Origin of the sequence: Streptomyces sp. Ru72, assembly GCF_002920635.1 — a bacterium.
Classification (GTDB): Bacteria; Actinomycetota; Actinomycetes; order Streptomycetales; family Streptomycetaceae; genus Streptomyces.
Genome location: NZ_PQSR01000045.1, coordinates 41,729 through 55,547, shown reverse-complemented (window position 1 = coordinate 55,547; position 13,819 = coordinate 41,729). Strand labels below are relative to the sequence as shown.

General features: G+C 72.9%; 11 protein-coding genes. 7 read left to right on the top strand and 4 right to left on the bottom strand.

Features of this window, described 5'->3' with window-relative positions; translation table 11 throughout:
- Position 1: 1 nt before the first annotated feature.
- Positions 2 to 1,003 (top strand): MBL fold metallo-hydrolase, encoded by a 1,002-nt coding sequence (locus tag C3488_RS21295; protein WP_258053556.1) that lies wholly within the window; start codon positions 2 to 4, stop codon positions 1,001 to 1,003.
- A 15-nt stretch (positions 1,004 to 1,018) separates the two neighbouring features.
- Here the strand turns inward: C3488_RS21295 and C3488_RS21290 are convergent, their stop codons facing one another.
- Positions 1,019 to 1,666 (bottom strand): DedA family protein, encoded by a 648-nt coding sequence (locus C3488_RS21290; RefSeq protein ID WP_103841727.1) that lies wholly within the window; start codon positions 1,664 to 1,666, stop codon positions 1,019 to 1,021.
- Positions 1,666 to 2,439, bottom strand: a complete 774-nt coding sequence (locus tag C3488_RS21285) for an MBL fold metallo-hydrolase (protein WP_103841725.1) — start codon at positions 2,437 to 2,439, stop codon at positions 1,666 to 1,668. The genes C3488_RS21290 and C3488_RS21285 overlap by 1 nt, the downstream gene beginning before the upstream one ends.
- Positions 2,440 to 2,524: 85 nt before the next feature.
- Here C3488_RS21285 and C3488_RS21280 point away from each other — a divergent pair, with 85 nt between their 5' ends.
- The 5 genes from C3488_RS21280 (at position 2,525) to C3488_RS21260 (ending at position 10,771) form a co-directional block, all read left to right on the top strand.
- Complete coding sequence (locus C3488_RS21280) at positions 2,525 to 2,977, top strand: hypothetical protein (RefSeq protein WP_103841723.1); 453 nt, start codon at positions 2,525 to 2,527, stop codon at positions 2,975 to 2,977.
- 77 nt (positions 2,978 to 3,054) lie between these two features.
- A complete protein-coding gene (locus tag C3488_RS21275; RefSeq protein WP_181139125.1) occupies positions 3,055 to 5,139 on the top strand; it encodes an alkaline phosphatase family protein in 2,085 nt (694 codons plus the stop codon).
- Between the two features lie 107 nt (positions 5,140 to 5,246).
- Positions 5,247 to 5,672 carry an OsmC family protein gene (locus tag C3488_RS21270; protein ID WP_103841722.1) on the top strand — a complete coding sequence of 142 codons (426 nt, stop codon included), beginning with the start codon at positions 5,247 to 5,249 and terminating at the stop codon, positions 5,670 to 5,672.
- A gap of 164 nt (positions 5,673 to 5,836) precedes the next feature.
- Positions 5,837 to 7,699 (top strand): molecular chaperone DnaK, encoded by a 1,863-nt coding sequence (gene dnaK / locus C3488_RS21265; protein WP_103841720.1) that lies wholly within the window; start codon positions 5,837 to 5,839, stop codon positions 7,697 to 7,699.
- A gap of 354 nt (positions 7,700 to 8,053) precedes the next feature.
- Entirely contained in the window at positions 8,054 to 10,771 is a 2,718-nt protein-coding gene (locus C3488_RS21260; protein WP_258053555.1) for a SpoIIE family protein phosphatase/ATP-binding protein, read from the top strand.
- A 28-nt stretch (positions 10,772 to 10,799) separates the two neighbouring features.
- On the opposite strand, the gene C3488_RS21255 is transcribed toward C3488_RS21260, so the two are convergent.
- Together C3488_RS21255 and C3488_RS21250 are read right to left on the bottom strand one after the other, a co-directional pair.
- Positions 10,800 to 11,663: a helix-turn-helix transcriptional regulator gene (locus tag C3488_RS21255; protein ID WP_103841716.1), complete on the bottom strand. Its 864-nt coding sequence runs from the start codon at positions 11,661 to 11,663 to the stop codon at positions 10,800 to 10,802.
- A 121-nt stretch (positions 11,664 to 11,784) separates the two neighbouring features.
- Positions 11,785 to 12,627 (bottom strand): helix-turn-helix domain-containing protein, encoded by an 843-nt coding sequence (locus C3488_RS21250; protein ID WP_103841714.1) that lies wholly within the window; start codon positions 12,625 to 12,627, stop codon positions 11,785 to 11,787.
- A gap of 28 nt (positions 12,628 to 12,655) precedes the next feature.
- Here C3488_RS21250 and C3488_RS21245 point away from each other — a divergent pair, with 28 nt between their 5' ends.
- On the top strand, positions 12,656 to 13,744 hold the full coding sequence (locus tag C3488_RS21245) for an ADP-ribosylglycohydrolase family protein (protein WP_103841712.1): 1,089 nt from the start codon (positions 12,656 to 12,658) through the stop codon (positions 13,742 to 13,744).
- The last annotated feature ends 75 nt before the right edge of the window (positions 13,745 to 13,819 follow it).

The window sequence follows — 13,819 nt, the reverse complement described above, 5'->3', positions numbered from 1 at the left end:
CCTGCTGAGCCAGGACCCCACGCCGCTGGCGGCGCCCCCGCCGGCAGCACCCCGCCCGCTCGGTGAGCGCCGTATCTGGCCGCGCTCCTTCACGGACCGGCTGACCACGCCGCTGCCCGGCCTCAAGGCGCTCGCCCGTTTCGCCCGCGAGGGCGCGGTGCGGCCGTCCCCCGAGGGCCTGAAGGACATTCCCCGGCTGCCCTACGAGCCGGGCCCGCTGCCGCGGGTCGACGCGCGCACGGTCGCCGTCTCCTGGGCGGGCCACGCCAGTTGGGTGGTGCGGATCGGCGGGCTGACGGTCCTCACCGACCCCGTCTGGTCCCGGCGCATCCTCGGCACACCTGCCCGGATCACGCCCGTCGGCATCGACTGGGACGCCCTGCCGCGCGTCGACGCGGTCGTCATCAGCCACAACCACTACGACCACCTCGACGCCCCGACGCTGCGCCGTCTCCCGCGCGACACCCCGGTGCTCGTACCGGCCGGGCTCGCCGCGTGGTTCCGCCGCCGGCGGTTCCGTTGCGTCACCGAGCTGGACTGGTGGGAGGCCGCCGAGGTCGGGGGTGTCCGGTTCGACTTCGTGCCCGCCCACCACTGGTCCAAGCGCACCCTGACCGACACGTGCCGTTCGCTGTGGGGCGGCTGGGTGCTGACGGCGCCCGACGGGCAGCGGGTCTACTTCGCCGGCGACACCGGATACGGGCACTGGTTCGAGCGGATCGGGCAGCGCTATCCGGGGATCGACCTGGCCCTCATGCCGATCGGCGCGTACGACCCGCGCTGGTGGCTCAGCGACGTCCACTGTGACCCGGAGGAGGCGGTCCGGGCGACGCTCGACCTGGGCGCACGGCGGATGGCACCCATGCACTGGGCCACGTTCGTGCTGTCGGCGGAGCCGGTTCTGGAACCGCTGACCCGGGTGCGGGCGGCCTGGGAGAAGGAGGGACTGGCCCGCGAGGACCTGTGGGACCTGCCGGTGGGGGCGTCACGGGTCCTGGAGTGAGCCGGTGCCCAGGACTCACGAGGTGGCGGCCTTGCGCATCCGGCGCCACAGGCCGGGTGCCGCGCTGATCACGACCGTCAGCACGATCGCCGCCACGACGCCCTCCCACGGCTTGGGGAACAGCGAGCCGCCGAGGATGCCGATCAGCTGGTACGTCGCGGTCCAGGCGAGGCAGGCCGGGGCGTCGCCGCGGGCGAACTCCCGCAGCGGCATACGGGCCAGCAGACAGGCGAGCATCACCGGGATGCGGCCCGCCGGGACCAGCCGGGAGAGGGTGAGCACAGCGATGCCGTGCTCGTTCAGCTTCTCCTGCGCCTGGGCGAGCCGGTCCTCGGGGGCGCGGCCGCGGAGGTTCTCCAGCCAGCGGGAACCGTTCTTCGACCGCATGCCGCGCCGCCCGAGCCAGTACAGCGCGATGTCCCCGAGGAAGGCCGCGAGCGCCGCGACGACGAAGACCAGGGCGAGCGAGTAGGGCGCGGTCCGGTGGAAGGCGACGACCGCCGCTGAACTGACCAGCGCCCCTGTCGGCACCACCGGCACCAGTGCCCCGATCAGCACCAGCAGGAACAACGACGGGTAGCCGACGGCCTGCTGGGTGGACTCCGTGGGCACGACGGTGGTCGCGGCGGTGGTCGCGGCGGTGGTCGCGGCGGCGAGGTGCATCACCGGGCGACCTCCGGGCGGACGCTCTCACCGTGGGACAGCAGGTGCACCCTGACGTCCGGCGCGTACCGCGCGGCGAGGCGGGCGAACTCGGTGCCCGGTGCGTGGAACTCGTGGGGGCGCACGGCGTCCATCCCGATCGGCCAGTAGGTGCCGTAGTGCACCGGCACCGCGCTGCGCGGCATGAGCCGGGCCAGCGCCTGAGCCGCGCGCCCCGCGTCCAGGTGCCCCTCGCCGAGGTGGGGCCCCCAGCCGCCGACCGGCAGCAGCGCCACGTCGACCGGTCCCACCTCCTGCGCCATCGACTCGAACAGACCCGTGTCACCGGCGAAGTAGGTCCGCGCGTCCCCCTCGACGACGAACCCGAGCGCGGGGGAGCGGTGCGGCCCCACCGGCAGCCGGCGCCCGTCGTGCCGTGCGGGCACCACCCGCACGACCAGGTCACCGACCCGCACGCGGTCCCCGGGCGCGACCTCCGTGAGTCGCAGACGGCCCAGCCTGCGCAGCCCCGGCACCTGAGCGGCTGCGCCGCGCGGCACCAGCACCCGGCTGCCCGGGGCCAGCCGGGCCAGCGACGGCACATGCAGATGGTCGGCGTGCAGATGCGACACCAGCGTCACGTCGGCGACCGCGGCCTCGGGCGGCGGCGGAGCACCGCGGCGCCGCCGCAGATGCGCGAGGCGGCGCGCGAACAGGGGATCGGTGAGCACCCGTACGCCGGAGTCCTCGACCGTGCAGGTGGCGTGACCCCACCACGTGACCTCCACCGGCACTCCATTGCCTCCTTCGCGCGACTCCCCCCGAGCCTACGGGCAGGGGTAGGGTCGGCGGGGAAACCCTGAGGTGAGGGGGGACCCCATGGGAGAGGCGCACGGCACCGCCGGCGCACGCGACGCCCGCGGCCGGCCGGGCACGGTCCGGGTCACGGCGATCGCCAGCCTGACGCCGCTCGAGGAACTGGATGCGGAACCCTTCCTCGTCGACTCCCGCAGCCAGCACGCGATGTGCGCCCGCTGGGCGGCGGAGCGCGGCTACGTGGTGACGCGGGAACTCCTCGTCCGCGGCCTGCGCCCCGACCACTGCGCGCTGTGGACGGATGTGGAGGCGGGTCTGGTCGACCTGTTCGTGGCCCCCAGCCGCCGCGTCCTGGAGCGGGCCCTGACCTCGGTGGACGAGTTCACCGCGGAGTGCGCCCGAAGAGGCGTCCGCGTCGAGACGGTCGGCCGCGCCGAGCCGTCGTACGACGCCGGGATGAAGGCCCGGGTCCACCGCCGCCTGTCGCTGCCCACGGCGGGTTACGACGGCCGCTGACCGGGGGCTCCCGCGTTGTGACAAGGTGGGGGCGCATCCGAGAGGGCGGCAGGGCCATGACGTGAGGTGAGCTGGGCGTGGGGCACGGGCGTTGGCGGAAGCTGCTCAGCGGTGTGGGACGCAGTGTCGCGGTGTGGGCCGCCTCCACCGTCACCATGCTCGTCCTCGCCGCCGTCCTGCCCGACTTCCGGCTTCAGTCCCCCGGCGGCGACAGCGCGACCCGCATAGCCGTCACGGCCGCTGCCGGAGCCGGTGTCTTCGGCCTGCTGTCGTCCCTGGTGTGGCCCCTGCTGGTACGGCTCCTGCTGCTCGTCCCCGCCCTCGTCCTCGGCCTGCTCGTCTTCTTCCTCAACGGCTCCCTCCTGCTCCTCGCCCTCCGCGTCAACCCCTCCGGCGACGCCGAGGCCGCCCCCGAGACCGCCGTGGTGGTCGCCGCCGCGATGTCCGCCGTCGCCTCGGCCACCGGTGCCGCCCTCGCCGTACGGGACGACGACGCGTACCGCAGAAGGCTGTACCGGCTCGCCGACCGTCGCCGCAGACGCGGCGACGCACGCTTCGGCCATGTCACGCCCGGCACGGTCTTCGTCCAGTTCGACGGCGTCGGACACGACGTGCTGCGGGCGGCCGTGGCCAAGGGCCTGATGCCGACCGTCGCCTCCTGGCTCGGCCCGCGCGACGGCGGCCCCAGCCACCGGCTCACCGCCTGGCGCACCGACTGGTCCAGCCAGACCGGCGCCAGCCAGCTCGGCATCCTGCACGGCTCCAACCACGACGTCCCCGCGTTCCGCTGGTACGAGAAGGAGACCCGCGAGGTCGTCGTGTGCAACCGCCCGACGAGCGCCGCGGAACTCCAGCGCCGCGCCATCGAACGGACCGGCGACGGCGGTCTGCTCACCGTCGACGGCGCGAGCCGCGGCAACTTGTTCAGCGGCGGCGCCGACCAGCTCGCGCTGGTGCTGTCCGTCTCCGCCCGGCGGGGCAGGGCGAACCGCTCACGTGTCGGCTACTTCGCGTACTTCAGCGACCCGGCCAACGCCGTCCGCACCGCCATGTCGTTCGCCGCCGAGGTCGCCCGCGAGATCGGCCAGTCCACCCGGGCCCGGCTGAGGCGGCAGCGGCCGCGTGTGGGCCGCGGCGGCCTCTACCCCCTCGTGCGCGCCTTCGCCACCGTCGTCGAACGGGACGTGGTCGTCGCAGCGGTGATCGGCGACATGCTCGCCGGGCGCAGCGCGATCTACGCGGACCTGGTGGCCTACGACGAGGTGGCCCACCACTCGGGGCCGCACAGCCGCGACGCCGAGAAGGTCCTGCACCGGCTCGACCGCTCGCTCGCGCTGCTCACGCAGGTCGCCGAGCACGCCCCGCGCCCGTACCGGATCGTCGTCCTGTCCGATCACGGGCAGAGCCCCGGCGAGACCTTCCGCACCCGGTACGGGCTGAGCCTCGCCGACCTGGTGCGGGCCGGCTGCGGGCTGCACGTGCCGCGCAAGGTGGAGCACACGCACAGCGGGGCCGAGGCGCGTGCCGCCGTGCGTGCCGCGCTGCGCCGGCCCGTCGAGGAGAAGGCCGAGCACCACAGGGCCGCCCGCCGCCACTCGGAGCCCATCGTGCTCGCCTCCGGGAACCTCGGGCTCGTCTCCTTCCCCGACGTGCCGCACCGGATGAGCAAGGAGGAGATCGACCGCCGGTACCCCGCGCTGCTGTCGACGCTCGCCAACCATCCCGGTGTCGGTTTCGTCCTCGTCCGCAGCGAGGAGCACGGCGGGGTGGTGCTGGGCGCGTTCGGCGCCGAGATCCCGGTGGACCGGCTCGCGGACGAGACCGGTCCGCTCGCCGGCTTCGGGCCGGGTGCCGCCGACGCCGTGCGCCGCACGCACTCCTTCCCGCACGCCGCCGACATCATGGTCAACTCCTGGTACGACCCGGCCGAGGGCGAAGTCCTGGCGTTCGAGGAGCAGATCGGTTCGCACGGCGGGCTCGGCGGCGCCCAGGGCCGGCCCTTCCTGCTGTGGCCGGTGGAGTTGTCCGCCCCGGTCGAAGAGGGAACCGAACTCGTCGGCGCCGAGCAGGTCCACCAGGTCTTCCGCCGCTGGCTGGGCGAGTGCGAGGGGCCCCAGGTGCCGCTGCCCACCGCCGAGGAGGAGGACGAACGCGCCGCCTGACGACGGGACGGACGTCGACGCGGCGGGAAACTGGGTCCGCGGGGGCCGGGTGTGATCGGATGGGAGCGACGGAACCCCGGAAACGGGCCCCATCGAAAGGAAGAACCGTGGCAACCACGCGCACCGCTCACACCGTCTGGGAAGGCAACCTGCTCGAGGGCAACGGCGTCGTCACCTTCGACTCCTCCGGCATCGGCCGGCAGCCGGTCACGTGGGCCTCGCGCTCCCAGGACGCGAACGGCAAGACCAGCCCCGAGGAGCTGATCGCCGCCGCCCACTCCAGCTGCTTCTCCATGGCGCTGTCGCACGGCCTGGCCGGCGCCGGCACCCCGCCCGCCAAGCTCGAGACGAAGGCCGACGTCACCTTCCAGCCGGGTGAGGGCATCACCGGCATCCACCTCACCGTCGAGGGCACCGTCCCCGGAATCGACAACGACGCGTTCGTCGCCGCGGCCGAGGACGCCAAGAAGAACTGCCCGGTCAGCCAGGCCCTGGCCGGCACCACGATCACGCTGGACGCCAAGCTCGCCTGAGCCCCACGTCCTGGAAGGTGCCGCGCTTCCCGTCGAGGGGGGCGCGGCACCGTCGTTTCCGGGTACCCGGCATCCCATCGGGAGCCCCCGGTCGCGCGCATTGACACGGGGCCACTCAAGATTTGTGATGGAGTGCGGAAACGCCCTGGCGGAAGGGGACGGCGATGACACGTGCGGTCGGGATCGATCTGGGGACGACGAACTCGGTGGTGGCCGTCCTGGAGGGTGGTGAGCCCACCGTCATCAGCAACGCCGAGGGCGCGCGGACCACACCGTCGGTCGTGGCCTTCGCCAAGAACGGCGAGGTGCTGGTCGGCGAGGTCGCCAAGCGGCAGGCCGTGACGAACGTCGAGCGCACGGCGCGCTCGGTGAAGCGGCACATGGGCGACGCGCAGTGGCGTTTCCCTGAGCACGGGTCCGTGGACGGCACCCGCTTCCGGGCGCAGGAGCTGTCCGCACGCGTCCTGCAGAAGCTGAAGCGGGACGCCGAGGCGTATCTGGGCGAGGACGTCACGGACGCCGTGATCACCGTGCCCGCGTACTTCGACGACGCCCAGCGGCAGGCCACCAAGGAGGCTGGGGAGATCGCGGGGCTGAAGGTCCTGCGGATCATCAACGAGCCGACGGCGGCGGCCCTCGCGTACGGACTCGACCGCGGCGAGGAGCAGACCGTCCTCGTCTTCGACCTCGGCGGCGGCACCTTCGACGTCTCCCTGCTGGAGATCGGCGAGGGAGTGATCGAGGTCAAGGCCACCAACGGTGACACCCACCTCGGCGGCGACGACTGGGACCAGCGGGTCGTCGACCATCTGGTGAAGCGGTTCAAGGGCCAGTACGGCATCGACCTCGGCACGGACAAGATGGCGCTGCAGCGGCTGCGGGAGGCCGCGGAGAAGGCCAAGATCGAGCTGTCCAGCTCCACCGAGACGACCGTCAACCTCCCTTACATCACCGCCTCCGCCGAGGGCCCGCTGCACCTGGACGAGAAGCTGACCCGCGCCCAGTTCCAGGAGCTCACGGCCGATCTGCTGGACCGCTGCCGGACACCCTTCCACCAGGCGGTCCGGGACGCGGGCGTGGAACTCTCCGCGATCGACCACGTGATCCTCGTCGGCGGCTCCACCCGGATGCCGGCGGTCACCGACCTGGTGCGGGAACTCACCGGCAAGGACCCGCACAAGGGCGTCAACCCGGACGAGGTCGTGGCCGTCGGCGCGGCACTCCAGGCCGGTGTCCTGCGCGGCGACGTCAAGGACGTGCTGCTGCTCGACGTGACCCCGCTGTCCCTCGGCATCGAGACCAAGGGCGGCATCATGACCAAGCTGATCGAACGCAACACGACGATCCCCACGAGGCGTTCGGAGATCTTCTCCACCGCCGAGGACAACCAGCCGTCGGTCGGCATCCAGGTCTACCAGGGCGAGCGGGAGATCGCGGCGTACAACAAGAAGCTCGGCGTCTTCGACCTGACCGGGCTGCCGCCGGCGCCGCGCGGGGTGCCGCAGATCGAGGTGACCTTCGACATCGACGCCAACGGGATCATGCACGTCTCGGCGAAGGACCTGGCGACGGGCCGGGAACAGAAGATGACGGTGACCGGCGGCTCGGCGCTCCCCAAGGACGAGATCGACCGGATGATGCGGGACGCGGAGCAGTACGCCGAGGAGGACCGCAGGCGCCGGGAGGCCGCGGAGGCGCGCAACCAGGCGGAGCAGCTCGTCTACCAGACGGAGAACTTCCTGCGGGAGAACGGGGAGCGGGTGCCGGCGGACACGAAGGACGAGGTGACGGCGGCGGTCGCCGAGCTGAAGGACCTGCTCAAGGAGGGTGCCGACACCGCGGCCCTGCGGGGCGGTGTGGACAAGCTCGCCGCGGTCAGCCAGAAGATGGGCCAGGCGATGTACGCCCAGTCCCAGCAGGCGTCCGAGGAAGGCACCCGGCAGCACACGGCACCGCAGGACGAAGAGGGCGTGGTGGACGCGGAGATCGTCGACGAGGACAGGGACACCAAGGGGGGCGCGGCCTGAACCACGCCCCGCGCCCGATGACCCCCGCACCGGCGGTTTCGTGCGCGCCCGCGCCGTACGGGCCGGATCCGCGACGAGGATCTTCCGGCCGGACCGGTGTGGGGATTCCGGGGGGGGGACCAGGGGTGGATCCCGCGAGGGTCGGACAGCCCTGGACGTCGTTCGACGGACCCCCGTTTGTGCAGGTGGGCGCGGTCGCACGGGCCCGCCGGGTTGCCGTTGCGGCCGGGGGCGCGCGGCCCCCGTGCGGTGGCCCAGGATCTGGCGCGAATCCGTCGACCCGGCGGACCGCGGGGAACGCTGTGCTAGAAATATCGCATGGCGAGCGGAAACGCTCGATTTCGACGCATACCGATGCGGTTCTTGATCGGCAAAAGTCCACGAAGCGTCGCCGGGCAGGTATTCGTCCTGCAGGTGGCGCTGGTCGTGCTGCTCGTGGTCTGCGCCGTGGTCGCCCTGGTGCTGCAGTCCAAACGGGACACCGGCTCCGAGGCCAAGCGCCGCTCCATAGCCGTCGCGCAGACCTTCGCGCACTCTCCGGGCATCCTCCAGGCGCTGCGCACTCCCGACCCCACGAAGGTGCTGCAGCCCCTCACCGAGGCGGGGCGCAAGTCGGCGGGTGTCGACTTCATCGTGGTCATGAACACCAAGGGCATCCGCTACACCCACCCCCTGCCGAGCCGGATCGGCCACCGGTTCGTGGGCACGATCGGCCCGTCGCTCGCCGGGAAGGTCTACACCGAGAGCGTCCACGGCCCGCTCGGCGAGGAGGTCCAGGCCACCGTTCCCGTCGACGATCCCCAGGGCAAGGTGGTGGCCCTCGTCTCCGCCGGTCTGAAGGTCAAGAACGTGACCAGCGAGGTGGACCGGCAACTCCCGATCATCTTCGGCGCCGGAGCCGGCGCGCTCGCGGTGTCCACCGGCGGCACGGCACTCGTCGGCAGGCGGCTGCGGCGGCAGACCCACAGCCTGGCCCCCGACGAGATGACCCGCATGTACGAGCACCATGACGCGGTGCTGCACTCGGTGCGCGAGGGAGTCCTCATCATCGGGGACGACGGGCGGCTGCTGCTCGCCAACGACGAGGCCAGACGGCTGCTGGAGCTGCCCCTGGACGCCGAGGGACAGCGCGTGTCGGACCTGGCCGTGCTCGACCCCGCGACGGTGGCGCTGCTGGTTTCCGGGCGCGAGGCGACCGACGAGGTGGTCTTCGCCGGGGAACGGCTGCTGGCGGTCAACCAGCGGCCGACGGACCGTGACGGAGGCCCCAAGGGCACCGTGGTGACCCTGCGCGACTCCACCGAGCTGCAGGCGGTGTCCGGCAGGGCGGAGGTCGCGCGGGAGCGGCTGAAGCTGCTCTACGACGCCGGACTGGGCGTCGGCACCACACTCGACGTGGTCCGCACCGCCGACGAGCTGGCCCAGGTCGCCGTCCCCCGCTTCGCCGACTTCGTCACCGTCGACCTGGCCGACGCCGTGCTGCACGGCGAGGAGCCCGGCCCCACGGCCACGGACATGCGGCGCACCGCCGTGCGGGGCGTCCGGGACGACCACCCGCTCTACGAGAGGGGCCGGCTGCTCGACTTCGTGCCCTCCACGCCCCAGGCACTCGGCTACGGCACCGGCCGCGCCGAGCTGGTGACCGACCTGGCGACCGCCGCGGGCTGGCACGCCCAGGACCCGGAGCGCACCAAGGAGGTCGTGGACTACGGCATCCACTCCCTCATCGCCGCCCCGATCCAGGCCCGCGGTGTCGTGCTCGGCATGGCCAACTTCTGGCGCTCCACCCAGCAGAAGCCCTTCGACGAGGAGGACCTGTCACTGGCGGAGGAGCTGGTGGCCCGCGCCGCGGTCAGCATCGACAACGCCCGCCGCTACACCCGCGAGCACACCCTGGCGGTCACCCTCCAGCGCAGCCTGCTGCCGCGGGCCCTGCCCGAGCAGAGCGCCCTCGATGTCGGCTACCGCTACGTGCCCGCCCAGTCCGGCGTGAGCGGAGACTGGTTCGACGTGATCCCCCTGCCGGGGAGCCGGGTGGCGCTGGCCGTCGGCGACGTCGTCGGCCACGGACTGCACGCCGCGGCGACGATGGGCCGGCTGCGGACCGCGGTGCACAACTTCTCCGCCCTCGACCTGCCGCCCGACGAGCTGCTCAGCCATCTCGACGACCTGGTCGGCCGCATCGACCAGGACGAGGCGGGCAGCGAGACGGCCGCGGGCATCGTGGGCGCCACCTGCCTCTACGCCGTCTACGACCCCGTCGCGCGCCGCGTCGCCATGGCACGCGCCGGACACCTGGCCCCCGCGCTGGTCCACCCCGACGGCGGCGTCACCTTCCCCGACCTGCCGGCCGGACCGCCGCTCGGCCTCGGCAGCATGCCCTTCCAGACGGCCGAGCTGGACCTCGCCGAGGGCACCCAGATCGTGCTCTACACCGACGGCCTCATCGAGGACCGCACCCGGGACCTGGACGTCGGCATGGAGATGCTGGGCGCCGTGCTCGCCGGCCACCCCGACCGCTCGCCCGAGGAGAGCTGCCAGGCCGTGCTGGACCAGCTGCTGCCCGGACGGCCCAAGGACGACGTCGCCCTGCTCATCGCCCGCACCCGGGCGCTGCCGGCCGACCGGGTCGCCGACTGGGACGTGCCGCCCGACCCGTCCGCCGTCGCCGGGATGCGCGTCGCCCTGTCCCACAAGCTCGACGAGTGGGGCCTGGCCGAACTCGGCTTCGCCATGGAACTCGTCCTGAGCGAACTCGTCACCAACGCCATCCGGTACGGCTCCCCGCCGATCCATGTGCGGCTGATCCACGACGACAGGACGCTGGTCTGCGAGGTGGCCGACGGCAGCAGCACCTCACCGCATCTGCGGTACGCGGCGACGACCGACGAGGGAGGCCGGGGCCTGTTCCTGGTGTCGCGGATGACCGAGCGCTGGGGCACCCGGTACACGCCCCAGGGCAAGGTCATCTGGGCCGAGCAGGCGCTCCCCAAAGCCGGCGGGACCCCCGCGGGGACAGCGTCCGACTCGGACGCGGACCTGCTGGACATGTGGGCGGACGAACCACCGTGACCGGGCCGCCGGGCGCGGCGGTGCCGCCTCAGAACCTGTCGCGGTACTCCCGCAGGATCTCCCGCGTGCGCGTCACGGAGGCCGCCTTCGCCGCCATGTGGTCCAGGACCTCCAGGTGCAGGGCCACCTCGGTGCGCGAGTCGAGGTAGAGGGCGCCGGTCAGGTACTCGCTGTAGACCATGTCGGGCAGCTCCGGCTCCGCGAAGCGGAACAGCACGAACGGCGTGTACGTCCCCGGGTGCGGGCCAGAGGCGTACTGCGCCACCTGCAGCGTGATCGCGGGGTTCTCGGAGGCCTCCAGGAGGCGGTCGAGCTGGTCGCGCATCACCCGGGAGCGGATGCTGACCGGGCGCCGCAGCACCGTCTCGTCCATGATCACCCACAGGTGGGGCGGGTTCTCCCCGGTGAGCAGCTTCTGCCGGGCCAGCCGCAGCGCCACATGCCGTTCGATGTCCTGGGGGCGGTCCTGCCCGACCGTCCCGGCCTCCAGCACGGCACGCGCGTAGCCCTCGGTCTGCAGCAGCCCGGGCATGAAGTGCGGCTCGTAGGACCGGATGATGCGGGCGGCGCCCTCCAGACTGACGTGCAGGCTGAACCAGTCCGGCAGAACGTCGTGGTACCGCTGCCACCAGCCCGGCTGGTTGGCCTCCTCGGCGAGCCGCACGAAGGAGGCGATCTCCTCCTCGGGCACGCCGTACGTCGTCAGCAGCACCTGCACGTACGGGATCTTCAGCGCGACCTCGGCGGTCTCCATGCGCCGCACGGTCGCCGGGGCGACGCGGAGCACCTTCGCCGCCTCCTCGCGCTTCAGCCCGGCGGCCTCCCGCAACTCCTGGAGCCGCCGACCGAGCACCACCTGTCCGACGGTCGGCGCAGCCCGCCGCTCACTCACGCCACGCCTCCCCACGCGCCGAAGTACGCGAGCAGTGTGACGTGTTCCCGGGTGAGTCTCACGGAGTCGGAGAACACTCGGATGCGCGGACGGCGGTGTACCGCCGGTCACCGACGAGCCGTCACGTCCCGTGCGAGTGCAGGTACTTCACCGTCGCCGGATCCGCCGGCAGGAACGTCTCGATGGCGAGTTCCGCGACCGTCACGTCCATCGGGGTGTTGAAGGTGGAGATGGACGACACGAAGGACAGCACCCGGCCCTCGTGTTCGATCCGCATCGGCAGCGCGAAGTACGGGACCTGTTCGGTCTCCTCGTCCGGTCCGGACGCGGACCGGCTCCGGTCCGGGACCGGGTACGCCGCCACCTCCTCGTACAGCGCACGCAGAGCCGGCGAGCGCTGCAGCGCGATCTGGCGCTCCATCTGCGCGAGCAGGTGGCCGCGCCACTCGGACAGGTTGCGGATGCGCGGCGCCAGGCCCTCGGGATGCAGCGTCAGACGCATCGCGTTCAGGGGCGGGGCGAGCAGGCGCTCCGGGACGCCCTCCAGGAGCATCGCGATGCCCCGGTTCGCCGCCACCACCTCGTACGTCGCGTCCACCACCAGCGCCGGGTAGGGCTCGTAGCCCTGCAACAGCCGCTCCACACCGGCCCGCAGCGCCTCCATCGACGGGTCGTCCAGCGGCGTCTCCGGGTAGTGCGGGGCGTAACCCGCCGCCAGCAGCAGGGCGTTGCGTTCCCGCACCGGTACGTCCAGATGTGCGGCGAGCCGCAGCACCATCTCCTCGCTTGGCCGTGACCGGCCCGTCTCGACGAAGCTGATGTGCCGCGCCGACGAGCCCGCCCGCAGCGCCAGTTCCAGCTGACTGACCCGCCGCCGTTCCCGCCACCCGCGCAGCAGTGGGCCGATCCCCTGCTCCGAGGGGGCGGGGGAGGGAGCGGCGGTGGAGGACGCGACAATGGTCATACGGAGGACCGTAGTCGAGGAGTGGTGCATGGACGACCGGCTGAACCCGTCCTGGGAGGCGACCGCGATCTACCGCGCCAGGGTGCGCGGATCGCTCCTCGGCGGCGCGATCGGGGACGCACTCGGTTACCCGATCGAGTTCGCCTCCCTGGCCCGTATCCGCGCCAAGCACGGCGCCGAGGGCGTCACCGGTCTCGTACCCGACGGGCAGGGCACCGTGGGCCGCGTCACCGACGACACGCAGATGACCCTGTTCACGGTGGAGGGTCTGCGGCAGGCGCACGAGCGCGAGCGCCACAAGGGCATCGGCGGGGGCTGGTCCCGGCTGGTGCGGGACGCGTACGGCCGCTGGCTCGACACCCAGCACCTGCCCGCCCCGCCCGCCGGCGCCGCCGGACTCGCCGCGCAGGGGTGGCTGTACGCGCGCCGCGCTCCCGGCAACGCCTGCCTCTCCGGCCTCGCCCAGGACTTCGTGCCCGACCCCGGCGCCGCACTGGGCCGTCCCGGCCCGGTCAACTCCGACTCCAAGGGCTGCGGCGCGGTCATGCGCTCGGCGCCCTTCGGTCTCGCCCGGGTGTCCGGTGAGACCGCGTTCCTGATGGCCGCGCTGTGCGCCCAGACCACCCACGGCCACCCCACCGGCTACTACTCCGCGGGCGCCTTCGCCGCGATCGTCGCGTACCTGGTGGAGGGCGACTCTCTGGAGGGCGCCGTACTGCGCGCCCTGCGCCTGCTCGCCCGTCACCCCGGCCACGAGGAGACCACGGCCGCGCTGCGGCGCGCCCTCGACCTGGCCGCCGAGGGCGGGCCGACCGCGGAGAAGGTGGAGACGCTCGGCGGGGGCTGGATCGGCGAGGAGGCCCTGGCCATCGCCGTGTACTGCGCCCTGGCCGAGCCCGACGTCCGCAAGGCGCTGCTGCTGTCCGTCAACCACTCCGGCGACAGCGACTCCACGGGAGCCGTCTGCGGCAACCTCCTCGGCGCCCGCCACGGCGACCACGGGCTGCCGCACGAGTGGCTGGAGCGCGTCGAGGGACGGGCCGAGACGACCGTCCTGGCGGACGACTTCGCCGCGGAGTGCGCAGGACGCCGAGAGTTCGTGGCACACCGGCCCTGAGGGCCCCGGCCGCGCGTACGGGCCCGCACGGAGGGGATGTGACAGGGTGGGGCCGTCCCCGCGTCGCGTCGTACG